Here is a 23,693-nt window from a genome sequence, read left to right on the forward strand (position 1 = left end):
ACCACCGGGTACGGGCCCGGTGGTGTCTGGCTCCGCCCACCTGGAGGTCTCGGTGCCGCTCTCCGAGCACGAGCAGCGACTGCTGGAGCAGATCGAGCGCGCCCTCGTCGACGACGATCCCAAGTTCGCCTCCTCCGTCCGCACCGGCGACCGCCGGCTGAGGGCCCGGCGAAAGCTCCAGCTCGGTGCGCTGCTGGTCGTGGTGGGCCTGGCCGTCCTCGTCGGCGGTGCCGTCGTCCCGTCCGTGCCGCTGGGTGTCCTCGGGTTCCTCGTGATGTTCGGCGGTGCCGCGCTCGGCGTCCTCAACTACCGCTCGGCCACCGGCGCCGTCGAGACCGGCCCGGCCGGTGCCCGCGGCGCGCAGGGCGGCCGCGGCCGGGGCGGGCGGCCCCGCAAGCAGCCGCTGAAGAACCGGCTCGAGGAGCGCTTCCGTCGCCGCTACGACCAGTAGCCCGCGAGACCCCGCCGACGGCCGCCGTCCCACCCGGGACGGCGGCCGTCGCCGTTCCCGGGGGCTTCGCCGTTCCCGGGGGCCGAGGGGGTCGACCCGCCGCCGGGGGGACGAGGACGATGGGACACGCCCGACGAGCCGATCGGGAGGGGGAGTCCCGATGACGCAGACGCAGCCCCTGGAGCACCTGTCCTTCGACCGCCCCGACGAGGTCCGGCAGGGCGAGAACTGGCGGCTGGAGCTGCTGCACCTGGCCGGCGGCGCCGAGGTCGGCCGCATCACCGTCCAGCCCGGCTGGCGGTGGTCCGAGCACGTCCGGCCGGTGGCCGGCACCGACCTGTGCCAGGCCCCGCACCAGCAGTACCAGGTCTCCGGCCGCATCCACGTCGTGATGGCCGACGGCACCGAGATCGAGTCCGGTCCCGGTGAGGTCACCTCGCTGCCGCCGGGACACGACGCCTGGGTCGTGGGCGACGAGCCGGTCGTGGCCATCGACTGGCACGGCGCCTCGGTCTGGGCGACCCGGACGTAGGCCCACCGGGACCGGCGGGGTCCCCGGTCAGGCGGCGGAGGTCCTGCGGGGGAGCCGGGCGGGGACCGCGGCCGCGAGCGCGTCGCCCAGCGACGCCGGCCACAGCAGCGCCCGCAGCCGGGCCTGCGGCGCCGCCGCCGCGGCCAGCCCCCGCCGCGCCCGGGTCAGCGCGGCGCCCAGGGACGGGTCGGCGGGCGCGCCGGGGCGGCCGTAGCTGGCCGCCTCCTCCGCGCGGGCCAGCCGCCCGATCGCATCCGCCGCGTCGGGGACGCCGGGGCGGTGCGCGCCCCCGGCGACCGCGGCGCGGTCGAGGGTGCGGGTCAGCGCCGCCGCCTGCTGCCGCGGGGTCTGCGCGGGGTCCCAGGGCAGGCCGAGGTCCCGCGCGGTCGAGGCGAGCTCGTCCCACAGCGCCGCCGGGCTGCCGCCGGCCACCCGGCGGCGCCGCTGGAGCGCGCGGGCGCCGGCCGGTGCGGCCAGCAGCGCGGCCAGCCCGAGCAGCACGCCGGTGGCGACCAGCACCGGGCGCGCCGACGCCGGCTCCTGCGCCGACCCGGGGTCCTGCGGGGCGCCGGCGGCGGCCCGGTCCCGCACGGGGGTGGTCGGCGCGGCGGGTGCGGTCGGCGCGGTCGGGACGTCCTGCGGGCGCTCGAGCACCTCCTGGTCGGCCGGCCGCGGCGCCCACGGCAGGTCGACGGCGCGCTCGCTGTCGATCGGGGTGGGGTCGAACGGCACCCAGCCGAGGTCGTCGAAGTACACCTCGACCCAGGCGTGCGCGTCGTCGCTGGTGACCAGCCGCCCGCCGCCGGGCTGTACCCGGCCGGGCGTGTAGCCCAGCGCGACCCGGGCGGGGATGCCCGCGGCGCGGACCATGGCGGCCATCGCCCCGGCGTACTGCTCGCAGTAGCCCTGCTTGAGCTGCAGGAAGTCGACGAGGTCGTCGCCGCTGGTACCCGGCTGGGTCGCCAGGCTGTAGATGAAGCCGTTGGCGCGGGAGAAGTGGCCCTGGATGGCGCGCACCGCGTCGTAGGGGGTGGCCGCGCCCGCGGTCAGGCTCGCGACCAGGTCGGTGACGACGGGGTCCAGCGGCGGCAGTGCGGTGTCGCGTTCCCGCACCGGCGAGCCGGGCGGCACCTCCCCGGAGGCGCGCAGCTCCTCCTCGGTGGGGCGGGCCTCGACCGCGGTGACCCGGTAGCTCTGGGCCGCGGTGCTGACGTCGCGGCCGAAGACGGTGCCGGTGGTGGGGTCGAACCGCCAGGCGCCGGGGTCGGCGATCTCCACCGTCAGCGGGGAGGTGGGCACCGGCAGGAACCGGTCGTCGTGGCCGACGGCGGTGATCGTGGCCTCGACCCGCCGCCCGTCCCGGCGCCCGGGCAGCGGGGCCAGGTCGTCGGGCTGGGCCACCGACGTCTCGCCGTCGAGGTTGCCCACCGTCCAGCCGTCCTCGGCGCCGTAGACGTCGAGGGTCACCACGCGCAGGTAGCCGGGGTCGAGCACCGAGGCGTCGAACCGCAGCAGGTCGATCGGCTCGGGCAGCGTGAGCTGGCCCTGCAGCGCCGCGGCCGCGTCGAGCGCGGTGCCGGTCGACCCGCCGCCGCCCCCGGGGCCGAAGCCGGCGGCCAGCCGGCCCTCGGGCAGGGTCGGCACCACGCTGCCGCCCACCAGCGCGGCGGCCAGGGCCAGCACGGCGGTGCCGGTCGCGGCGAGCCCGCCGGCGCCGCCCCGCCGCCCGGCCCGCGCGGCCAGCCGCCGCGCCTGGTCGGCCCACAGCAGCAGCGCCAGCCCTGCGGCCGGGGCCGCGACCGCCGTGAGCCCGATGCTGCCGCTGACCGTGCTGACCGGCACGCAGAACAGCACCAGCAGCCCCAGCCCGGCCAGGGCCGGCTGCCGGCCGCCGACGGCGATCAGGTCGACGACGACGGCGACGATCCCGACCAGCAGCACGGTGAGCGCGAGCAGGCCGGTGAGCGGCAGGGCGGGCGTGGACTGCTCGCGCATCTCGGCCGAGCCGTCGGTGAGCACCGCGGCCAGGTCGCCGAGGGAGTCCGGGGTGGGCAGCCAGCCGCCGATCGCGTCGCCGGGGGCGAACAGCGCCGTCATCAGGCCCAGCAGGGCGGCGAGCTGGCCCAGCGGCACCAGCGGCACGCCGGCGGCGCCGGCGCGGGCGGGCAGCGCCCGGCCGCCGGAGGCCCAGGCCCACAGCGCCGGGCCGGCCGCGCGCAGCGCCAGCCCGGCGAGGGCGACCACCGCGACGGCCGCCAGCGCCGGCGGCACCCAGGCCGGGCGGGTGAAGACCGGCGCCAGGGCGCAGCTGCCGAGCGCGGTGGCGACCGCGGCGGCCAGCGTGGTGCCGCCCTCGCGGCGCACCGTGCCCGGCGGCACGGGCGCCGGCGGGGGTGCGGGGACCGGCGGCGGGACCGGCCCGCCGGACCGGACCGGGGGCGGCGGCGGGGCCAGGGTGGTCACGCCGGCACCCCCAGGACGCCGCCGGCCCGGGCCCCGGCGGCGGCCGGGGCGAGGTCGGCCCACACGGCCTCGACGGTGCGCGAGGAGTCGGCGACGACGACCTGCCAGCCGGCGCCGCGCAGCAGCGCCGCGGACTGCTCCAGCTGGGTGGTCAGCGCCGAGCGCGCGGTGGCCGAGAGCCCGCGCCTGCTGCGGGCGCCGGGGTCGCCCCAGCTTGCGACGTCGAGCAGCACGGCGACGTCGGCGGACGGGCCCGAGCGGACGGCGACGAGCTCGGTGAGGTCGTCGGGGCCGACCGCGCCGAGCAGCGCGACGACCGGGCCCTCGCCGGCCACCCGGTGCACCAGCTCCGCGGCCGGTCCGAGGCCGGTGCCACGACAGGGGCCGAGCGCGGCGAGCCGGTCCAGCAGCTCGCCCGGTCCCAGGGCCGCCCGCGCGGCGGGGGCGGCGCGGCCGCCGTCCGGCGCGGTGGGGGTGAGCTCGCCGGCGGTGGTGACCACGCGCAGCGCCGCCCCCCGGAGCGCGAGCGTGGTGCCGATGCTGGCCGCGGCCTCCACCAGCCACTCGAGGCTGTCCTGCGGCGGCGTGGGGTCGCCGGGCGGGCCGGGGGCGGTGCCGCCGGCGGCCGGTCCCGGGCCCGCGGCGCGGGTGAGCAGGTGGGCGCGGGTGCGGATGTCGAGCAGCAGCGCCGCCTGGGCGCGCCAGGGCCGCTCCTCCAGCCGCACCATGAGCTCGCCGGTGCGGGCGGTGGCCCGCCAGTGCACCTTCCGCAGGTCGTCGCCGTGCCGGTACGCGCGGGTGCTCACGTCGTCCTCGCCGTGCACCGCGATCGAGCGGCGGGCGCCCTCGCCGCCGCCGCCGTGCCCGCCGCCCGGGCCGCCGGGCCCCAGCGGCCGGACCCGCGGCACGACCACCAGCGGCGCGCCGTCGGTGCCGCTGGTGGTGCGCTGCACCAGCCCGAAGGGGTCGACCAGGCGCAGCCGCAGCGGGCCGAGCCGGAACCGGCCCCGGCGGGCGCCGGACACCCGGTAGCGCATGCCGGCGGTCGCGGCGGCGGGTAGCCGCTCGACGACGAAGGAGGGAGAGCGGCCGAGCTCGGGCGGCAGGTGCTCGGACAGCAGCCACAGCCGCCCGGTGCGCCGGTCGGCGTTGGTCACCTCGAGCAGCACCTCGGCGTCCTGGCCGCGCGGGACCCGCGACGGCGACACGGTGCGCCGGACGCCGACGCGGAACCGCTGCCGGGCGACGGCGACCGCCGACAGCAGCGGCAGCGCGAGCACGAAGACGGCGATCTGCACCAGCGGCCGCTCGCCGAGCAGCGCGCCCAGGCCGAGCAGGGTGGCCCCCGCGGCGACCAGGCAGCGGCCGCGGAGGGTGAGCGAGGTCAGCGCCGAGCGCAACGGCCCACCCACGGCGGTCAGCGCCCGCGGAGCACGGGCACGGTGGACAGCAGGGCGGTGACCACCTGCTCGGCGGTGCGGCGCGCGGCCGCGGCGTCGGCGGTGAGCAGCAGCCGGTGGGCGAGCACCGGGACGGCCATCGCCTGCACGTCGTCGGGGAGCACGTGGTCGCGGCCGGACAGCGCCGCCGACGCGCGGGCGGTGCGCAGCAGCTGCAGCCCGGCCCGCGGGGAGGCGCCCAGCCGCAGCTCGGGGGAGCGGCGGGTGGCCTCGACCAGCGCGACGACGTAGCGGCGGATCGCGTCGGAGACGTGCAGCGACTGCACCGCCGTCACCAGCGCGCGCACCGTGCCGGCGTCGGCCACCGGCGTCAGGGAGGCCAGCGGGTCGGCGGTGCCGCGGTCGTCGAGCATGGCGACCTCGGCCTCGCGGTCGGGGTAGCCCATCGACACCCGTGCGGTGAACCGGTCGCGCTGGGCCTCGGGGAGGGGGTAGGTGCCCTCCATCTCCACCGGGTTCTGGGTGGCCATCACCAGGAACGGCCGGGCCAGCTCGTAGCTGACGCCGTCGACGGTGACCTGCCGCTCCTCCATGCACTCCAGCAGCGCCGACTGCGTCTTGGGCGAGGCCCGGTTGATCTCGTCGGCGACGACGACGTTGGCGAAGACCGCGCCGGGCTTGAACTCGAAGGCCCGGGTCTCCTGGTCGTAGACGGCCACGCCGGTGACGTCGCTCGGCAGCAGGTCGGGGGTGAACTGGATGCGCCGCACGCTGGCGTCGATCGAGCCGGCCAGCGCCTTGGCCAGCGTCGTCTTGCCGGTCCCGGGCACGTCCTCCACCAGCAGGTGGCCCTCGGCGAGCAGCACCACGAGGGCCAGACGGACGACGTCGGGCTTGCCCTGGACGACTCGGGACACGTTGGCCGCGATCCGCGCGCCCTCCGCGGCGACGTCGACCGGAAGCCCCGCCGTCCCGTCCGCCGCACGCATGGTGTCGGTCACCCGGCCCACGGTACGTGCCCACGGCGGTCCGCAACGTGTTCGCGCACCGCCCCCACCGGGCCCCTCCCGGGCCCCCACCACGGCGGCCCCCGCGACCCCTCCCGGTGGGCCGTCCCCCCACCGCGCCCCACCCGGCCGCCCCCCGCCGTCCCCGCGCCCCTGACCTGCACGCCAACGGGTGGAGCGGGTGGGTCACGACATGGTGTCGAGTGGTGTCTGGTGGGGCGTAGTGGGTTAGTGTGTGGCGCGGTGGGGAGCCAGGGCCCGTCCCGGGTCCGCGGAGGACACGAGGAGGACCACATGGGGGAGGTGATCCGGTGTTCGTCGGCAGCTTCGCCCTGCGTCTCGACGAGAAGGGCCGGCTCGCGCTCCCCGTCCGGTTCCGCGACCAGGTGGCCGACGGCATGGTGATCAAGAAGGGCCAGGAGCGCTGCGTCTACGGCCTGACCATGGCCCGGGTCGCCGAGCAGAGCCGCGCCGCCGCCAGCATGGCCCCCGCCGACACCGCCGAGGCCCGGATGCGCGCCCGCATGAGCTTCGGCTCGATGGTCGAGGTCGAGCCGGACAAGGCCGGCCGCATCACGATCCCGGCGAACCTGCGCCAGTACGCCGGCCTCGACCGCGACGTGGTCGTCGTCGGCGTCGACACCCGCTTCGAGATCTGGGACCAGGCCACGTGGGACGCCTACGTGGAGGAGCAGGAGGCGGCCTTCGCCGCCATGGAGAGCGAGGGGATGCCCACGCTGTCCTGACCCCCGTCCCGCCGGTCGCCCCGACCCCGCACGCCCGTCCGCGAGCCGACTTCCCCGCGGCTCGACCGGGTGCGGCCCGAACCGTCTTCCCCGCGGCTCGGACCCCGTGCGCAGGCGGCGCTCCCCGCCGCCGGTCGGACCGGCCACCGGCAACCGGCGACCCCCGCTCCCGCGGACGCCTCCTGACGCTCTTCCCCGGCGCCAGGCGACACCGCGGGGGCGGGGGTCTCCTCTTCCCCGGGCCCGGGAGGCCCGGTCCCCGCGCGGCACGCCCGGCGAGCTCCCCCAGCGGGCGCGCCGTCCGCGCCACCATGAGACACCCGCCCGGCGCGCCCCGCCGGGCCCGGCCCGCGAGGAGGACGACGTGAGCGCACCGGCGGTGCACGTCCCGGTCCTCCTCGACCGCGTGACCGCGCTGCTCGGCCCGGCATGCGCCGCCGACGGCGCCGTGCTGGTCGACGCCACCCTGGGCCTGGCCGGGCACTCGCTGGCCCTGCTCGACGCCCACCCCGGGCTGCGCCTGGTCGGGCTGGACCGCGACCCGCACGCCCGCGCCGAGGCCGCCGCCCGCATCGCCGCCGCCGGCCACACCGACCGGGTCACCCTCGTGCCCGCCGTGTTCGACGAGCTGCCCGACGTGCTCGAGCGCCTGGACCTCGCCGAGGTGCAGGCGGTGCTGTTCGACCTCGGCGTCTCCTCGCTGCAGCTCGACCGCGCCGACCGCGGGTTCAGCTACGCCGCCGACGGGCCCCTGGACATGCGGATGGACCCCGGCGCGCCGCGCACCGCCGCCGACGTCGTCAACACCTACTCCGCGGCCGAGCTCACCCGCGTGCTGCGGGTGTACGGGGAGGAGCGCTTCGCCTCCCGCATCGCCGCCGCGATCGTGCGCGAGCGGGCGCGCGAGCCGTTCACGCGCACCGAGCGGCTGGCCCACCTGGTGCGCGACGCCATCCCCGCCGCCACCCGCCGCACCGGCGGCAACCCGGCGAAGCGGACCTTCCAGGCGCTGCGGATCGAGGTCAACGACGAGCTCGGTGCGCTGCAGCGGGCCCTCCCCGCGGCGCTGGACGCGCTCGCCGTGGGCGGGCGGATCGCCGTCATCACCTTCCACTCGCTCGAGGACCGCATCGTGAAGCAGACCCTCGCCGCCGGTGCCACCGACCGCACGCCGCCGGAGCTGCCGGTCCGGCTGCCCGAGTACGGCCCCGTGCTGCGGCTGCTCACCCGCGGCGGCGAGGGCCCCACCGACGCCGAGGTCGCCGCCAACCCGCGCGCGGCGTCGGCCCGCGTCCGCGCGGCCGAGCGCACCCGGCGGCCGGCATGAGCGCCGCCGCGCGCGCGTCGCGCGCCGAGCCCTCGGCACCGGGGGAGCGGGTCGCCCGCACGCTGCCCAGCCGCCCGCTGCGCGCCCTGCCCTCCCGGCCGGCCCGCACCCGCACCACCGGCCCGGCGCCCCGGGTGGGGATCTCGCGGACGGCGTCCCGCACCGCGGCGCCCGAGCTGCGGCTGCTGCCCGGGGGCGCGGCCCGCACCCGCTCCGCGGCGGCCCGGCGGCGGGCGCCGTTCGTGCTGCTGGTCGTCGCGCTGCTGGTGCTCGCCACGATCGGCGCGCTGGTGCTCAACACCTCCATCGCGGTCAACTCCCTGCGGGCCACCGAGCTGCGCAACGCCAACGCCGAGAAGGCCGAGGAGGTGCAGGAGCTGGAGCAGCAGGTCGTCTCCGGCAGCACGCCGGTGCAGCTGGCCGCGGCCGCCGTCGCCGCGGGCCTGGTCCCGGCCGGCGCGGCCGGGCACCTGGTCATCGGCGCCGACGGCAGCGCCACCCTGCGCGGCACCCCGGAGCCGGCCCCGGACCCCGCCGCGGCCGGGGACGAGGGCTGAGCGTGCTCCCGCCCGCCCCCGGTCCCGAGCCCGCCCGCCGCACCGCCCCGCGCGCCGCCGCCCGCGGCGGCCGGGGCGCGCTGCCCCGGCCCGTGCCCCGCGCCGGCGGTCCCCGCGGCCCGCGCGAGCCGCTGCCCCGCTCCGGCGCCTTCGTGCCGCGGCGCGCCCCGGGCAGCCGGCGGGTGGGTCGGCCGCTGCGGATGGGCGCCAAGCGGCTCCGGTGGGGGCTGGTGCTCGTCGTCGTCCCGCTGCTGGTCGTCACCGGCAAGCTCGTGCTGCTGCAGGGCGTCGACGGCGCCGACTACGCCAACGCCGCCGAGCAGGACCGGCTCGCCGAGTACCCCATCTCCGCGCTGCGCGGGGCGATCGTCGACCGCAACGGCCACCCGTTCGCCTACACCGTCGACGCCTCCCGGGTCGTCGCCGACCCCACCGTCGTGGAGGACCCCGAGCGCACGGCGCTCGCGCTGACCGCCCTGCTCGACGTGCCGGTGCCCGAGCTCACCGAGCTGCTCGGCCGCGACGGCCGCTACGTCGTCCTCGCCCGCCAGGTCTCGCCCGAGACCGTCGACGCCATCGACGCCCTGGGCCTGGCCGGGATCGTCTTCGAGGACGACCCGGTCCGGCTCTACCCGACCGGGACCGTGGGCGGCCAGGTCGTCGGTTTCGTCGGCCGCGACGGCGACGGGCTGGCCGGGATCGAGCTGCAGTTCCAGGACGAGCTCGGCGGCACCGACGGCATGCGGCGGGTCGAGGTCGGCAGCGGCGGCCACCCCATCCCCTCGGGCATCGACGAGTCGACGCCGGCCACCGACGGCAGCACCGTCGAGCTGACCGTCGACCAGGACGTCCAGTTCACGACCGAGCAGCGGCTGGCGGAGGCCTGCTCCGACGGCGCGACCACCCGCGCCTCGGCCGTGGTGCTCGACGTGCACACCGGCCAGGTGGTCGCGATGGGCTCCTGCCCCGGCTACGACCCCGCCCGGGCCGGCAGCACCGACCCGGAGCTGCTCGGCAACCCCGCTGTGACCAGCATCTTCGAGCCGGGCTCGGTGATGAAGGCGGTGACCATGGCCGCCGCCATCGAGGAGGGGAAGGCCACCCCGGACCGGGTGCTGAACGTCAACGGCCACATCCAGGCCGGCGACGCCGTCGTCACCGACGCCCACGACCACGCCCCGGTCGACTGGACGGTGACCGGCATCCTCGCCAAGTCCAGCAACGTCGGGACGATCATGCTGGCCCGCGAGGTCGGCGACGCCACGCTCGAGCGGTACCTGCGCGCCTTCGGGGTGGGGGAGGAGACCGGCGTCGAGCTGCCCGGCGAGAGCGGCGGCCTGCTCGCGGACTCCGACGAGTGGGAGGAGAGCCGCGCGGCCAACATCGCCATCGGCCAGGGCGTGTCGGTGACGACGCTGCAGATGGCCTCGGTCTTCCAGGCCATCGCCAACGGCGGCGTCCGGGTCGCGCCGCGCATCGTGGACTCGGTCACCGCGCCCGACGGGACGAGGTCGACGCCGGACGCGCCCGAGCCCACCCGGGTGGTCAGCGAGGCCACCGCCGACGACCTCGCCCACATGCTCGAGGCCGTCGTCGGCCCGGGCGGCACCGCGCCGCTGGGCGAGGTCGAGGGCTACCGGGTGGCCGGCAAGACCGGGACGGCGCAGCGGGCCAACCCGGAGTGCGGCTGCTACGCGGGCGGCGGCTACGTGACGACGTTCGTCGGGTTCGCCCCCGCCGACGACCCGCAGTACGTCGTCGCCGTCGACCTCGAGCGGCCCAGCAGCTCCGCCGAGGGCGGCCAGGTCGCCGCGCCCGTGTTCGCCGACGTCATGCGCTACGTGCTCACCGAGCGCGGCGTGGTGCCGTCGGGGACGCCGCGGCCGGACTTCGCGCTCACCGGCGAGGACCTCGCCGAGGCCGCGACCGGCGGTCCCGCCGGCGACTAGTGGCGCACCGCCGAGGCCGTGCGGGTGCGCGGGGCGGGCGGGTGCCGACGGTAGATTGGGAAGACGTGAGCCCGACCGGAACCGGGTCGGTGCCCCGGCCAGCGGGGACCCGCCCGCTCGCCCTCAGCGCGCTGCGCGACCTCGTCGGCGACCCCGTCGAGGGGGACCCCGCCACGCCGGTGCACGGGGTGACCCTGGCCACCCCCGAGGTGCGCCCGGGCGACCTCTACGCGGCCCTGCCCGGCGCCCGCACGCACGGCGCCCGCTTCGCCGCCGACGCCGCCGCCCGCGGCGCGGCCGCCGTCCTCACCGACCCCACCGGCCGCGACCAGGCGGTCGCCACCGGCCTGCCGGTGTGCGTCGTCGACGCGCCGCGCGCCCTGCTCGGCGACGTCGCCGCCCGCGTGTACGGCGAGCCGGCCCGCCGGCTGCCGGTCGTCGGCATCACCGGCACCAACGGCAAGACGACGACGGCGTACCTGGTCGAGGCGGGCCTCGCCGCCGCCGGGCGCGGCACCGGGCTGCTCGGCACCGTGCAGACCCGCACCCGCGCCCGCGGCGTCGAGACGGCCTTCCCCAGCGTCCGCACCACGCCCGAGGCGCCCGTGCTGCACGCGCTGCTGGCCACCATGGCCGAGTCCGGCGTCGACTCCGTGGTCATGGAGGTCTCCAGCCACGCGCTGGTGCAGGGCCGGGTCGGCGGCGTCCCGTTCGCCGCGGCCGGGTTCACCAACCTCAGCCAGGACCACCTCGACTTCCACCGCGACCTCGAGGACTACTTCCAGGCCAAGGCGCTGCTGTTCGACGGCCGCGCCGCCCGCGAGGTCGTCGTGGTCGACGACGGGCACGGCCGCCGCCTGGCCGGGATGCTCGGCGGGCGCGCGGTCACCGTGTCCGCCGAGGGGAACCCGGCCGACTGGGCCGCCACCGGCGTCGCGCCGGCCCCCGACGGCGGCTCGGCGTTCACCCTCACCGGCCCCGGCGGCACGTGGCCCGCCCGCGTCCGGCTGCCCGGCCGGTTCAACGTCACCAACGCCGTGCTCGCCGTCGCGCTGCTCGACGCCGTCGGCGTGCCGGTGGCCGCGGCGCTCGAGGGGATCGCCACCGCCGTGGTCCCCGGGCGGATGGAGCCGGTGGACGCCGGCCAGCCGTTCACCGCGGTCGTGGACTACGCGCACACCCCCGACGCCGTCGCCTCGGCGCTCGCCGCGCTGCGCGGCGCCACGACCGGCAGGCTGGTGACCGTGCTCGGCTGTGGCGGTGACCGCGACCCCGGCAAGCGCCCCGCGATGGGCGCCGCCGCGGCACTGGGCAGCGACCACCTCGTCGTCACCGACGACAACCCGCGCTCGGAGGACCCGGCCGCCATCCGCGCCGCCGTCCTCGCGGGCGTGCCGGCGGAGCGGCGCGGCAGCGTGGAGGAGATCGGCGACCGCCGGGCGGCCATCGCCCGCGCGGTGGCGCTGGCCCGGCCCGGGGACACCGTCCTGGTCGCCGGCAAGGGACACGAGACGGGTCAGGAGGTCGCCGGCACCGTGACGCCGTTCGACGACCGCGCGGTGCTGCGCGAGGTCCTGACCGCGGCGGCCGCCGGGGCGGCGCGCCGGTGATCGCCCTGACCCTCGCCGAGGTCGCGGAGGCCGTCGGCGCCGCGCTCACGCCCGCGGCCGACCCGGCGGCGACCGTCACCGGAGTCACCCTCGACTCCCGCACCGTCGCCGCCGGCGACCTGTTCGTCGCGGTCGCCGGCGAGCGGGTCGACGGGCACGAGTTCCTCGACGCCGCGGCCGCCGCCGGCGCCGTCGCCGCGCTGACCACCCGCCCCGGCGGGCCGCTGCCGGCGCTGGTCGTCGACGACACGGTGGACGCCCTGGGCCGGCTGGCCGCCGCGGTGCACGCCCGGCTGGCCGCGGGCGGGCTGCTGACCCTCGGCATCACCGGCTCCTCGGGCAAGACCTCCACCAAGGACCTGCTCGGCCAGGTGCTCGCCGCCGCCGGCCCGACCGTCAGCCCGCCCGGCTCGTTCAACAACGACATCGGCCTGCCGCTGACCGTGCTGTCCGCCGACGAGGGAACCCGCCACCTGGTGCTGGAGATGGGCGCACGCGGCGTCGGGCACATCGCCCGGCTGTGCGCGGTCGCCCGGCCCGACGTCGGCGTGGTGCTCAACGTCGGCTCCGCCCACCTCGGCGAGTTCGGCTCGGCCGACGTCATCGCGCAGGCCAAGGGCGAGCTGGTGGAGGCGCTGCCGGAGACCGGCACCGCCGTCCTCAACGCCGAGGACCCGCGGGTGGCCGGCATGGCGCCGCGCACCCGCGCCCGGGTGGTCACCACCGGCCGGTCCGACCGCGCCGACGTCCGCGCCACCGCCGTCGCCCTCGACGACGCCGCCCGCGCCCGGTTCACCCTCGTCGCCGGCGGCGAGGAGCACCCCGTCGCGCTGCAGGTGGTGGGGGAGCACCAGGTGGCCAACGCGCTCTCGGCCGCGGCCGCCGCGCTCGCCGCCGGCATGACCCCCGTCGCCGTCGCGCGGGCCCTGTCGGCCGCGGAGCCGCGCAGCCGCTGGCGGATGGAGGTCACCCGCCGCGCCGACGGCGTGACCGTCGTCAACGACGCCTACAACGCCAACCCCGAGTCCATGCGCGCCGCGCTGGCCGCGCTCGCCGGGCTGCCCGCGACCCGGCGGGTCGCCGTCCTCGGCGGGATGGCCGAGCTCGGGCCCGACGCCGAGGCCGAGCACGAGCGGCTGGGCCGCGACGCGGTCGCCGCCGGTGTCGACCTGCTCGTCGCCGTCGGACCCGATGCGGTAGGGATGGTGTCGGGTGCTACCGCCGCCGGTGCCCGCCACGGGGAGGGCCACGGGACGCAGGTCGCGTCCGTGCCCGACCGAGCGGCCGCTCTCGACCTGCTCTCGGAGGTGCTGGTGCCCGGTGACGTCGTGCTGGTGAAGGCCAGCCGGGCCCACGGGCTGGAGGTCCTGGCCGACGGCCTGCTGACCGCCGGGGCAGGCGCGTGAAGTCCGTCCTGATCGCGGCGGCCTTCGGGCTGTTCATCTCGATCCTCTGCACCCCGCTGGCCGTGCGGGCCTTCCGCCGGCGCGGGTTCGGGCAGGAGATCCGCGACGACGGCCCCGAGAGCCACCTGTCGAAGAAGGGCACGCCCACCATGGGCGGCACCGTCATCGTCGGGGCGACCGTCGGCGGCTACCTGATCTCCCACCTGTTCCTCGTCGGGCAGCCCAACCGGGGGGTGACCGCCAGCGGCCTGCTGGTGCTGTTCCTCATGGTGGGCCTGGGCACCGTCGGGTTCCTCGACGACTACCTCAAGATCCGCTTCCGGCGCAGCCTCGGGCTGAACAAGACCTCGAAGCTGGTCGGGCAGCTGGTGATCGGGGTCGCCTTCGCGGTGCTCGCGATCAACTTCCCGGACGAGGCCGGGGTCACCCCGGCGTCGGAGTTCGTCTCCTTCGTCCGCGACATCGACCCGCTGTTCCTCGGCTCGGTCGGCTTCGTGATCCTCGCCTACCTGTTCATCGCCGGGTTCTCCAACGCGGTGAACCTGACCGACGGGCTGGACGGGCTGGCGGCCGGCTGCTCGGCGATGGTCTGCGGCGCCTACACGATCATCTCGTTCTGGCAGTTCACCCACGACTGCTCCGGCGCGCTGGTCGACGGTTGCTACCAGGTGCGCGACCCGCTCGACGTCACGCTGGTCGCCGCCGCGGGGCTCGGCGCGTGCCTGGGCTTCCTGTGGTGGAACACCAGCCCGGCGCGGATCTTCATGGGCGACACCGGGTCGCTGGCCCTCGGCGGCCTGCTCGCGGGCCTGGCCGTGGTCACCCGCACCGAGCTGCTGCTGATCGTCCTCGGCGGCCTGTTCGTCGCGGTGACGCTGTCGGTGGTCATCCAGGTCGCCTTCTTCCGCGCCACCCGGCGGCGGGTGTTCCGCATGGCCCCGCTGCACCACCACTTCGAGCTCGCCGGCTGGGCGGAGAACACCGTCATCGTGCGGTTCTGGCTGGTGACCGGCATGGCCGTGGCCTTCGGGCTGGGCCTGTTCTACGCCGACTGGCTCTCCATCACCGGGCTGTGAGAAGGGACCCCCTCGCCCCTCACGCCTCGCACGCTCGGCGCGGGCCCCTGCGAGGGGGCCGCTCCGGAAGCTCACCGCGGGGCCCGGTCGGCGGCGACCGGACGCGACACGCGCCGTCGGTGCTCCTGCTGCGCGGGCGCAGCGGCGACGATGGCGGGATGGACGGCCGGAGCGAGTCCACCCGCCCCCGCCGCACGGCCCGCCGGGTGCCCGCGGCCGCGGCGCGGCCGCGGCTGCGCGGGCCGGCCTGGCTCGACGGGCCGATGACCAGCTGCCACCTGGTGATCGGCGCGGCCGGGCTGCTGCTGGCCATCGGGCTGGTCATGGTCTTCTCCGCCTCGGCGATCGAGGCGGCGCTGGCCGACCAGCCGGCCTGGCGCCCGGGCGTGGACCAGCTGCTGTTCGCCGCGCTCGGCCTGGTCGCCCTCGGCGTCGCGGTGCGACTGCCGGCCGGGTGGGTGCGGCGCTGGTCGCCGATCGCGCTGCTGGTCGTCGTCGTCCTGCTGGTGGCGGTGCTGATCCCGGGCATCGGCGTCATGTACAACGGCTCGCGGGCCTGGATCAGCCTCGGGTTCACCGACTTCCAGCCCTCCGAGCTGTCCAAGCTCGTCGTCTCCCTGTGGGGGGCGCACGTGCTCGCCGTCCACGGGCGGCACCTGACGGTCAGGACGCTGCTGCTCCCGCTGCTGCCGGTGTTCGCCCTGCTGTCCCTGCTCCTCATGCTCGAGCCGGACTTCGGCGCCGTGATCAGCCTGCTGCTCGTGGTCTCGGGCCTGCTCTACGCCGGCGGCCTGCCCTGGCGGCTGTGGGCGGTGGGCGGCGCGACCGTGGTCACCGGCGTGGTGCTCATGGTCATGGCCGAGCCGTACCGGATGGAGCGGATCACCGCCTTCCTCCACCCCTTCGACGACCCCACCGACACCGGCTTCCAGGCCATCCGCGGCTTCTACGCGCTGGCCAACGGCGGCCTGTGGGGCGTGGGCCTGGGCAACAGCGCCATGAAGTGGAACCTGCTGCCCGAGGCCGAGTCGGACTACATCTTCGCGATCATCGGCGAGGAGCTCGGCTTCCTCGGCTGCCTGGTCGTGATCACCCTCTACGCGGTGCTGGCCTACGCCGGCTTCCGCATCGCCCGCCGCGCCACCGACCGCTTCGTGTCGCTGGCCAGCGTGGCGATCACCGTCTGGCTGGTCGGCCAGGCGGCCCTGAACATGGGCTACGTGGTGGGCCTGCTCCCGGTCACCGGGGTCACCCTGCCGCTGGTCTCCGCCGGTGGCACCTCGCTGGTGCTCACCCTCTTCATCGTGGGACTCCTCATCCGCTTCGCAAGATCCGAGCCCGAGGCCATCGAGCACCTGCGCCGCACCCCCCGCGGTCGCCTGGCCCGCTGGCTGCTGCCCGTCCCCGCCCACGCCGTCGACCCGGTCCGGCCGCCCCGGTCCCGGCCCGAGCGCGCGCCCCGCCCGGTGCCCCGCCGCCCGGTGGAGGCCCACCCGGTGCGCCGGCCCGCCGAGGACCGCCCGGCCGAGCGCCGGGTGCCGCCCCCGGCGGCCCGCCGTCCCGACCGCGACCGGGTGCCCGCCCGGCCCGCCGACCGCGGTCCCGTGCGCCCGGCCGACCGCCCGGCGCGCCCCGCCGACCGCCCGGGGCGGTCCCGGTGAGCGCCCCGTCGGTCGTCCTCGCCGGCGGCGGCACCGGCGGCCACATCGAGCCGATGCTGGCCCTGGCCGACGCCCTGCGACGGCGGGACCCCGGCCTGCGGGTCACCTGCCTGGGTACCGCCCGCGGCATGGAGACCCGGCTGGTGCCCGCGCGCGGCTACGACCTGCGGCTGATCCCGCCGGTCCCGCTGCCCCGCAAGCCCACGCTGGACCTGCTCCGCGTGCCCGGCCGGGTGCGCCGCTCGGTCCGCGACACCCGCGCGCTGCTCGACGAGCTCGCCGCCGACGTCGTCGTCGGGTTCGGCGGCTACGTGGCGCTGCCGGCGTACCTCGCCGCGCGGCGGGCGGGCGTGCCGGTGGTGGTGCACGAGCAGAACGCGCTGCCGGGGCTGGCCAACCGGATCGGCGCGCGGATCGCCGCCCGGGTGGCGGTGACCGTGCCCGGCACGCCGCTGCACCGCGGCGAGCACGTCGGCATGCCGCTGCGGACGGCGATCAGCGGCCTGGACCGCGCCGCCCGCCGCGCCGAGGCCCGCGCCGCCTTCGGCCTGGACGCCGACCGGCCCACGCTGCTGGTGTTCGGCGGCTCGCAGGGCGCGGCCTCGCTCAACCGGGCGGCGGTCGCCGCGGCCGACGCGCTCACCGCCGCCGGGGTGCAGGTGCTGCACGCCCGCGGCCCCAAGAACACCGACGTCGAGGTGCCGCCGCGGCCGGCCGGTGCCGCGCCGTACGTCGTCGTCGACTACCTGGAGCGGATGGACCTCGCCTACGCCGCCGCGGACCTGGCGCTGTGCCGCTCGGGCGCGGTGACCGTGGCCGAGCTGTCCGCGGTCGGGCTGCCCGCGGCGTTCGTGCCGCTGCCCATCGGCAACGGCGAGCAGCGGCGCAACGCGCTGCCGGTGGTCGAGGCCGGCGGCGGGCTGCTGGTCGACGACGCCGACCTCTCGCCCGCCTGGATCCAGGCGACGCTGCTGCCCCTGCTCACCGACCCCGCGGCGCTGTCCGGGTACGCCGCGCACGCCGCCGCGGCCGGGGTGCCCGACGCCGACGAGCGGCTGGCCGACATCGTCCTGGAGGTGGCGACCGGTGACCGCTGACGCGACCGCCGCGTGGACCGCGCCGGTGCCCTCGCTGGAGCGGCTGGGCGCGGTGCACTTCATCGGCATCGGCGGCGCCGGCATGAGCGGCATCGCCCGGATCCTGCTGGCCCGCGGGGTGCCGGTCTCCGGCAGCGACCGCCGCGACACCCCGACCCTGCTGGCGCTGCGGGCGCTGGGCGCGCGGGTGGAGGTCGGGCACGACGCGGCCAACCTCGGCGACGCCGACAGCGTCGTCGTCTCCTCGGCGATCCGGGAGGACAACCCGGAGCTGGCCGCAGCGAGGGCCCGGGGGCTGCTCGTGCTGCCGCGCGCGGTGGCGCTGGCCGCGGTGATGGCCGGGCGGCGCAGCGTCGCCGTCGCCGGCACCCACGGCAAGACCTCGACCACGTCGATGCTCACCGTCGCGGTGCAGGCCTGCGGCGTCGACGCCTCCTTCGCCATCGGCGGCACGCTCAACGAGTCCGGCAGCAACGCGCACGCGGGGGAGGGCGACGTCTTCGTCGCCGAGGCCGACGAGAGCGACCGCTCGTTCCTGCTGCTCGCCCCGCACGGCGCGATCGTCACCAACGTCGAGGCCGACCACCTGGACAACTACGGCGACCTCGCCGCGGTCGAGGCCGCCTTCGACCGGTTCCTCGGCACCGTGGACCCCGCCGGGTTCGTCGTCCTGTGCGCCGACGACCCGGGCTCGGCCCGGCTGCGCGGGGTCCCGACGCCGGCCCGGGTGCGCACCTACGGCACCGCCGAGGACGCCGACCTGCGGATCGTCGACCTCGACGTCGGCCCGGACGCCACGAGCTGGACCGCGGTCCTCGACGGCGCGGTGCTCGGCCGGGTCCGGATCCGGGTGCCCGGGGAGCACATGGCCCGCAACAGCGCCGCCGCGCTGCTGGCCGGCCTCGAGCTCGGCCTGCCCGCCGACGGGCTGGTCACCGGGCTCGAGCGCTTCGGCGGGGTGCACCGCCGGTTCGAGCTCAAGGGCGTCGCCGCGGGCGTGCGGGTCTACGACGACTACGCCCACCACCCGACCGAGGTGACCGCCCAGCTGCACGCCGCCCGCGCGGTGGCGGGGGAGGGGCGGGTCGTCGTCGCGTTCCAGCCGCACCTGTACAGCCGCACCCGCGAGTTCGCGGGCGCCTTCGGCGAGGCCCTGGGCCTGGCCGACGAGGTGGTGGTGATGGACGTCTACGGCGCCCGGGAGGACCCGGTGCCCGGCGTCACCGGCGCGCTGGTCGCCGACGCCGTGCCGCTGCCGCCGGACCGGGTGGCCTTCGAGCCGTCCTGGTCGGCGGCGGCCCCGGCGCTGGCCGGCCGCGCCCGCGCCGGCGACGTGGTCATCACCATGGGCGCGGGCAACGTCTCGATGCTCGGCCCCGAGGTGCTCACCGCCCTCGGCGGCGGGACCGCCGGCGCGGAGGGCGCGGCGCGGTGAGCCGCACCGGCCTGACGACCGCCGACCGGGAGCGCGGCGTCCCGGCCGAGGTCGCCCGGCCGGCCCGCCGGAGGCGGCGGCTCAGCGCGGCCGACCGCCGCCGGCGCCGGATCCTGCTGGCCGCGGTCGCCGTCGTGCTCGTCGCCGCGGCGGGGTGGGCGGTGTGGGCGAGCCCGCTGCTGGCCGTGCGGTCCGTCCGCGTCGACGGCGCCACCACGCTCACCGCTGGGCAGGTGCGCACCGCCGCCGGCGTCGCGGAGGGCACGCCGCTGCTGCGGGTCGACGTCGAAGCAGCCGCCGCGCGGGTGGCCCGGCTGCCGCAGGTGGCCGACGTCACGGTCACCCGCGGCTGGCCGCGCAGCGTCGTCGTCACCGTGGTCGAGCGGCGGCCGGTGGCCGTCGTCGAGCAGGCCGGCACGCGCTCGCTGGTCGACCGCGACGGTGTGCTGTTCGACACCGTCACCGGCGAGGCGCCCGACGGCGTCGTCCCGCTCGAGGTCGCCGCGCCCGGCCCGGACGACCCGGCCACCCGGGCCGCGCTCGGCGCGCTGGTGTCGCTGCCGGCCGACGTCCGCGCGCAGGTCACCGGCGCGCGGGCCACCACCGGCGAGGACGTGACGCTCACCCTGGCCGACGGCACCACCGTCGTCTGGGGCGGCGCCGACGACGCCGGGGACAAGGCCGCGGCGCTGGTCGCGCTGCTGGCCCAGGTCGCGTCCGGGAGGCTGGAGCCGGCGACGACCATCGACGTCAGCTCGCCGCGCGCCGTCGTCCTGCGCTGAGCCCGCGGACCGCTCGCCCTCCGTGTGCGGCCGTTCGCGGACGGCAGCCGGGACGGCGCGCCGCCGACACGCCGATGCCGCGACACGCCCGACCCGCTGCGCGGATCCGATTCGTCCCCGGAGCACCGCGGTCCCGGGTCTCGACCCCGGGATGAGACCTGCGACAGGCGGGTCGTCACCGACCGTGGTGTGCTTGTGACACCCGGGTCGCCCGGTGACGGTGAGGTGTCGACGTTGCGACACGCCGGGCCGGCGAGGGTGCTTGTAGGGCCCGACGCGGCCCACCTAACTTCGTCCGCGTCGACCCAGTTGACATAACACTAAGTCTTTACTTGAGGATGAGGGTCGAGGTCGGGAGCCCCACATGACACCTCCGCACAACTACCTCGCGGTCATCAAGGTCGTCGGCATCGGCGGCGGCGGTGTGAACGCGGTCAACCGGATGATCGAGGTCGGTCTGAAGGGGGTGGAGTTCATCGCCATCAACACCGACGCGCAGGCGCTGCTGATGAGCGACGCCGACGTCAAGCTCGACGTCGGCCGCGAGCTCACCCGCGGCCTCGGCGCCGGCGCGCAGCCCGACGTCGGCCGCCAGGCCGCCGAGGACCACCGCGAGGAGATCGAGGAGGTGCTCAAGGGCGCCGACATGGTCTTCGTGACCGCCGGCGAGGGCGGCGGCACCGGCACCGGCGGCGCGCCGGTCGTCGCCTCGATCGCCCGCAAGCTCGGCGCGCTCACCATCGGCGTGGTCACCCGGCCGTTCTCCTTCGAGGGCAAGCGCCGCGCGGTCCAGGCCGAGTCGGGGATCGAGGAGCTGCGCAACGAGTGCGACACGCTCATCGTCATCCCCAACGACCGGCTGCTGCAGCTGGGCGACCGCAACGTCAGCGTGATGGACGCCTTCCGCACCGCCGACCAGGTGCTGCTCTCCGGTGTCCAGGGCATCACCGACCTGATCACCACCCCCGGCCTGATCAACCTCGACTTCGCCGACGTCAAGTCGGTCATGTCCGGCGCCGGGTCGGCGCTCATGGGCATCGGCAGCGCCCGCGGGGACAACCGCGCGCTGCTGGCCGCCGAGCAGGCCATCGCCAGCCCGCTGCTGGAGGCCTCGATGGAGGGCGCCCACGGCGTCCTGCTGTCGATCTCCGGCGGCTCGGACCTCGGCCTGTTCGAGATCAACGAGGCCGCCTCGCTGGTCTCCGACGCCGCGCACGCCGACGCCAACATCATCTTCGGCGCGGTCATCGACGACGCCCTGGGCGACGAGGTCCGCGTGACCGTCATCGCCGCGGGCTTCGACGGCGGCCGGCCCTCCACCCGCAAGGACGCCGCCGTCGCGGCCGCCCCCGCGGCGGCCCCGGCCGCCCCGCCGGCGCCGAGCCGGTTCGGCGGCAGCCCGCCGCCGGTGTCCTCGGCCGCGCCGCGCGCGACGGGGGAGCGCCTGGTCCCGCCGGCGCCCGCGGTCACCCCGGCGCCCGTCAGCCCGGCCCCGGTCCGCCCGGCCCCTCCGGCCGGCGGCGGGATCACCGTCCCGCCGCTGCCCCCGGTGCAGAACCACACGGCGGGCGCCACCGCGGGCCGCCGGCCGCTGGGCAACGAGGACTTCGAGGAGGAGCTCGACATCCCGGAGTTCCTCCGCCAGTGAGGAAGGACCCCCCTGCCCCCCACGGCTCGCAGGATCGCCGCGGGCCCCTGCAGGGGGGCCACGAGACGGCCGCCTCGCCGGCGGTGCGCCCCCGACGGGTGGTCACCGACCGGCGGGGCGGCCGCTCGCGTGCGCCCTACGACTCGTTCAACCTCGGCGGCCACGTCGGCGACGACCCGGCCGACGTCGCCGCCAACCGGGAGCGGCTCGCCCGCGAGCTGGGCGTGCCCGGCGACCGGCTGGTGTGGATGGACCAGGTCCACGGCACCGGCGTCGCGGTCGTCGACGGCCCGGCCGAGCGGCCGCTGCCGGCGACCGACGCCCTGGTGACCCGCACCCCCGGCCTGGTGCTGTGCGTGCTGGTCGCCGACTGCGTGCCGGTGCTGCTGGCCGACCCGGTCGCCGGCGTGGTCGCCGCCGTCCACGCCGGCCGGGAGGGGGTCCGGCAGGGCGTCGTCCCCGGCACCCTGGCGGCCATGACCCGGCTGGGCAGCCGCCCGGCCGACACCACCGCGCTGCTCGGCCCGGCCGTCTGCGGCGCCTGCTACGAGGTCCCGCGGGAGATGCAGGCCCAGGTGGCCCGGGTGGCGCCCGCGGCCGCCGTGCGCACGCGGAGGGGCACGCCGGGGCTCGACCTGCGCGCCGGGCTCGCCGAGCTGCTCGGCCGCGCCGGCCTGGCCCAGGTGGTGCACGACCCGCGCTGCACCGTCGAGGACCGGCGGCTCTACAGCCACCGCCGCGACGGCGTCACCGGCCGCCAGGCCGGCGTCACCTGGCTGGGGTGAAGGCGCCCCCCGCCCCCCCGCCCCTCGCAGGCTCGCGGCGGGCCCCTGCAGGAGGGCCGTTCCCGTCCGTCACCGGGGATGATCGTCGGCATGACCACCCCGGCCGACCGCCTGCGCGCCGTCCGCGAGCGCATCGCCGCCGCGGCCCGCGCGGCCGGGCGCGACCCCGCCTCGGTGGCGCTGGTGGCGGTGAGCAAGACGCGGACGGCCGACGACGTGCGCGAGCTCGCCGCGCTCGGCCAGGCGGCGTTCGGCGAGAACCGCGCCCAGGGGCTCACCGCCAAGGTGGTCGAGCTCGCCGGCCTGCCGCTCGAGTGGCACTTCATCGGGCAGCTGCAGCGCAACAAGGCCGCCGCGGTCGCCCGCACCGGCGCCGTCGTCCACTCCGTCGACCGGCTCCCGCTGGCCCGGACGCTGGCCCGGGCGGGGGAGGAGGCCGGCCGGCCGGTCGAGGTCTTCGTGCAGGTCGACCTCGGCGGCGCCGAGGGGGAGATCGCCGAGCGCGGCGGCGCCGCCCCGGACGACGTCCCGGCCCTCGCCGACGCCGTCGCCGGCCTGCCCGGACTGCGGCTGCGCGGCCTCATGGCCGTCGCCCCGCGCGACGAGGAACCCGGCCCCGCCTTCGCGCGGCTGGCCGCGGTCGCCGACCGCGTGCGGGCCGACCACCCCGGCGCCGCGGAGCTGTCGGCCGGCATGAGCGGCGACCTCGAGGAGGCGATCGCGGCCGGCGCCACGCTGGTGCGTGTCGGAACCGCGCTCTTCGGCCCGCGGCCCCTACCCTCGCCCGCAGTCACACCAGTCACAGGGGTCCCACCCGGGACGCCGGAGGAGGTCGTCTGATGGCCGGCGCCATGCGGAGGATGGGCATGTACCTCGGGCTCGTCGAGGACGACGACGCCCGCGCCTACGGGCGCTACGACGCCCGCCAGTCCGACCCCCACGACCGGTACGACGAGGGCCGCTACGACGACGGGCGGTACGACGAGGGTCGCTACGACGAGGGTCGCTACGACGACGCCCGCTACGACTCCGGGCGCCTGGAGGCCCCGCGGCTGGACGCCGGCCGGTACGACTCGGGCCGCTACGACGAGCGCCGCTACGACCGGTTCGACGACTCCTACGCCGGCGACCGCGTCGACGAGGGCCGCCGTCCCGCCGGTGACCGCCTCGACGGCGACCGCTTCGACGGCGACCGCTTCGACGACCGCCGCCCCGGTGACCGTGCCGACGAGGACCGCCCCGGCCCCCGCGTCGCCGCGGCGGCCGCGCCCGAGCCCGCCCCCCTCCGCCGCGCGGGCGCGACCCGCCTCGGCCTGGCCCAGCAGCCGCCGTCGACCCCCGCCGCCGCCCCGGCCGCGGCGTCGGGCCCGTCCCGGCTGGGCTCGGTGGGTGGCGGCACCGGTGGCGCGGCCGCCGGCCTGGCCGCCCGCGAGCCGGTCGCCGCGCCGGAGCCGGCTCCGGTGGCGCAGCCCTACCGGATCACCGCGCTGCACCCGAAGACCTACAACGAGGCCCGCGCCATCGGGGAGGCGTTCCGCGAGGGCAGCCCGGTCATCATGAACCTGACCGAGCTCGACCACGCCGACGCGCGGCGACTGGTGGACTTCGCCGCGGGCCTCGTGTTCGGTCTGCGCGGTAGCATCGAGCCCGTCACGGCCAAGGTGTTCCTGCTCAGCCCGCGGGACGTCGACGTGACGGCCGAGGACAAGGCCAGGATCCGCGAGGGTGGGTCCTTCCCCGAGTCCTGAGCCGTCGGCCGGG

General features: G+C 77.8%; 20 protein-coding genes. 17 read left to right on the forward strand and 3 right to left on the reverse strand.

Going from position 1 to position 23,693, the window contains the following annotated elements:
* Window positions 1-22 precede the first annotated feature (22 nt).
* The gene (locus ACI8AR_RS03590) at window positions 23-451 is read left to right on the forward strand and encodes a DUF3040 domain-containing protein (protein WP_387994028.1); all 429 of its coding nucleotides are present in this window, start codon (window positions 23-25) and stop codon (window positions 449-451) included.
* A 160-nt stretch (window positions 452-611) separates the two neighbouring features.
* Window positions 612-983, forward strand: a complete 372-nt coding sequence (locus ACI8AR_RS03595) for a cupin domain-containing protein (RefSeq protein WP_456926640.1) — start codon at window positions 612-614, stop codon at window positions 981-983.
* A gap of 27 nt (window positions 984-1,010) precedes the next feature.
* Here ACI8AR_RS03595 and ACI8AR_RS03600 read toward each other — a convergent pair whose 3' ends face one another.
* From ACI8AR_RS03600 to ACI8AR_RS03610, 3 genes are read right to left on the reverse strand one after another with little or no spacing between them, the layout of a single operon-like run.
* Window positions 1,011-3,446, reverse strand: coding sequence for a transglutaminase family protein (locus tag ACI8AR_RS03600; RefSeq protein ID WP_457049753.1), 2,436 nt, complete (start codon window positions 3,444-3,446; stop codon window positions 1,011-1,013).
* The gene (locus ACI8AR_RS03605; protein WP_457049754.1) at window positions 3,443-4,858 is read right to left on the reverse strand and encodes a DUF58 domain-containing protein; all 1,416 of its coding nucleotides are present in this window, start codon (window positions 4,856-4,858) and stop codon (window positions 3,443-3,445) included. The genes ACI8AR_RS03600 and ACI8AR_RS03605 overlap by 4 nt, the downstream gene beginning before the upstream one ends.
* Window positions 4,859-4,863: 5 nt before the next feature.
* On the reverse strand, window positions 4,864-5,847 hold the full coding sequence (locus tag ACI8AR_RS03610; protein ID WP_456926643.1) for an AAA family ATPase: 984 nt from the start codon (window positions 5,845-5,847) through the stop codon (window positions 4,864-4,866).
* 317 nt (window positions 5,848-6,164) lie between these two features.
* Between ACI8AR_RS03610 and mraZ the strand changes: the two genes are divergently transcribed.
* From mraZ to ACI8AR_RS03685, 15 genes are all read left to right on the forward strand, one after another.
* Window positions 6,165-6,599 carry a division/cell wall cluster transcriptional repressor MraZ gene (gene mraZ, locus ACI8AR_RS03615; protein WP_387994466.1) on the forward strand — a complete coding sequence of 145 codons (435 nt, stop codon included), beginning with the start codon at window positions 6,165-6,167 and terminating at the stop codon, window positions 6,597-6,599.
* Window positions 6,600-6,963: 364 nt separating this feature from the next.
* Complete coding sequence (gene rsmH, locus ACI8AR_RS03620; RefSeq protein ID WP_457049755.1) at window positions 6,964-7,926, forward strand: 16S rRNA (cytosine(1402)-N(4))-methyltransferase RsmH; 963 nt, start codon at window positions 6,964-6,966, stop codon at window positions 7,924-7,926.
* The gene (locus ACI8AR_RS03625) at window positions 7,923-8,483 is read left to right on the forward strand and encodes a hypothetical protein (RefSeq protein ID WP_457049756.1); all 561 of its coding nucleotides are present in this window, start codon (window positions 7,923-7,925) and stop codon (window positions 8,481-8,483) included. The genes rsmH and ACI8AR_RS03625 overlap by 4 nt, the downstream gene beginning before the upstream one ends.
* A gap of 2 nt (window positions 8,484-8,485) precedes the next feature.
* The gene (locus ACI8AR_RS03630; RefSeq protein ID WP_457049757.1) at window positions 8,486-10,432 is read left to right on the forward strand and encodes a peptidoglycan D,D-transpeptidase FtsI family protein; all 1,947 of its coding nucleotides are present in this window, start codon (window positions 8,486-8,488) and stop codon (window positions 10,430-10,432) included.
* A 65-nt stretch (window positions 10,433-10,497) separates the two neighbouring features.
* A complete protein-coding gene (locus ACI8AR_RS03635; protein WP_457049758.1) occupies window positions 10,498-12,042 on the forward strand; it encodes a UDP-N-acetylmuramoyl-L-alanyl-D-glutamate--2,6-diaminopimelate ligase in 1,545 nt (514 codons plus the stop codon).
* A complete protein-coding gene (locus ACI8AR_RS03640; RefSeq protein WP_457049759.1) occupies window positions 12,039-13,448 on the forward strand; it encodes a UDP-N-acetylmuramoyl-tripeptide--D-alanyl-D-alanine ligase in 1,410 nt (469 codons plus the stop codon). The genes ACI8AR_RS03635 and ACI8AR_RS03640 overlap by 4 nt, the downstream gene beginning before the upstream one ends.
* Window positions 13,445-14,524, forward strand: a complete 1,080-nt coding sequence (gene mraY / locus ACI8AR_RS03645; protein ID WP_456937917.1) for a phospho-N-acetylmuramoyl-pentapeptide-transferase — start codon at window positions 13,445-13,447, stop codon at window positions 14,522-14,524. Before ACI8AR_RS03640 ends, mraY begins: the two co-directional genes overlap by 4 nt.
* 158 nt (window positions 14,525-14,682) lie before the next feature.
* Window positions 14,683-16,185, forward strand: a complete 1,503-nt coding sequence (gene ftsW / locus ACI8AR_RS03650) for a putative lipid II flippase FtsW (protein WP_457049760.1) — start codon at window positions 14,683-14,685, stop codon at window positions 16,183-16,185.
* Window positions 16,182-17,282 carry an undecaprenyldiphospho-muramoylpentapeptide beta-N-acetylglucosaminyltransferase gene (gene murG / locus ACI8AR_RS03655; protein ID WP_457049761.1) on the forward strand — a complete coding sequence of 367 codons (1,101 nt, stop codon included), beginning with the start codon at window positions 16,182-16,184 and terminating at the stop codon, window positions 17,280-17,282. The genes ftsW and murG overlap by 4 nt, the downstream gene beginning before the upstream one ends.
* A complete protein-coding gene (murC, locus tag ACI8AR_RS03660) occupies window positions 17,272-18,717 on the forward strand; it encodes a UDP-N-acetylmuramate--L-alanine ligase (protein ID WP_457049762.1) in 1,446 nt (481 codons plus the stop codon). Before murG ends, murC begins: the two co-directional genes overlap by 11 nt.
* On the forward strand, window positions 18,714-19,499 hold the full coding sequence (locus ACI8AR_RS03665) for a cell division protein FtsQ/DivIB (RefSeq protein ID WP_457049763.1): 786 nt from the start codon (window positions 18,714-18,716) through the stop codon (window positions 19,497-19,499). The genes murC and ACI8AR_RS03665 overlap by 4 nt, the downstream gene beginning before the upstream one ends.
* A 364-nt stretch (window positions 19,500-19,863) precedes the next feature.
* Window positions 19,864-21,147 (forward strand): cell division protein FtsZ, encoded by a 1,284-nt coding sequence (gene ftsZ, locus ACI8AR_RS03670; protein ID WP_457049764.1) that lies wholly within the window; start codon window positions 19,864-19,866, stop codon window positions 21,145-21,147.
* A gap of 83 nt (window positions 21,148-21,230) precedes the next feature.
* Complete coding sequence (gene pgeF / locus ACI8AR_RS03675; protein WP_457049765.1) at window positions 21,231-21,932, forward strand: peptidoglycan editing factor PgeF; 702 nt, start codon at window positions 21,231-21,233, stop codon at window positions 21,930-21,932.
* 90 nt (window positions 21,933-22,022) lie between these two features.
* Window positions 22,023-22,772: a YggS family pyridoxal phosphate-dependent enzyme gene (locus ACI8AR_RS03680; RefSeq protein WP_457049766.1), complete on the forward strand. Its 750-nt coding sequence runs from the start codon at window positions 22,023-22,025 to the stop codon at window positions 22,770-22,772.
* On the forward strand, window positions 22,772-23,680 hold the full coding sequence (locus ACI8AR_RS03685) for a cell division protein SepF (RefSeq protein WP_457049767.1): 909 nt from the start codon (window positions 22,772-22,774) through the stop codon (window positions 23,678-23,680). Before ACI8AR_RS03680 ends, ACI8AR_RS03685 begins: the two co-directional genes overlap by 1 nt.
* The last annotated feature ends 13 nt before the right edge of the window (window positions 23,681-23,693 follow it).

Source organism: Geodermatophilus sp. SYSU D01036 (assembly GCF_054050435.1).

Coding starts and splice junctions, on each gene's coding strand:
- ftsW (WP_457049760.1), top strand. CDS start 14,683: ATGGACGGCCGGAGCGAGTCCACCCGCCCCCGCCGCACGGCCCGCCGG.
- ACI8AR_RS03680 (WP_457049766.1), top strand. CDS start 22,023: ATGACCACCCCGGCCGACCGCCTGCGCGCCGTCCGCGAGCGCATCGCC.
- ACI8AR_RS03595 (WP_456926640.1), top strand. CDS start 612: ATGACGCAGACGCAGCCCCTGGAGCACCTGTCCTTCGACCGCCCCGAC.
- ftsZ (WP_457049764.1), top strand. CDS start 19,864: ATGACACCTCCGCACAACTACCTCGCGGTCATCAAGGTCGTCGGCATC.
- ACI8AR_RS03685 (WP_457049767.1), top strand. CDS start 22,772: ATGGCCGGCGCCATGCGGAGGATGGGCATGTACCTCGGGCTCGTCGAG.
- ACI8AR_RS03625 (WP_457049756.1), top strand. CDS start 7,923: ATGAGCGCCGCCGCGCGCGCGTCGCGCGCCGAGCCCTCGGCACCGGGG.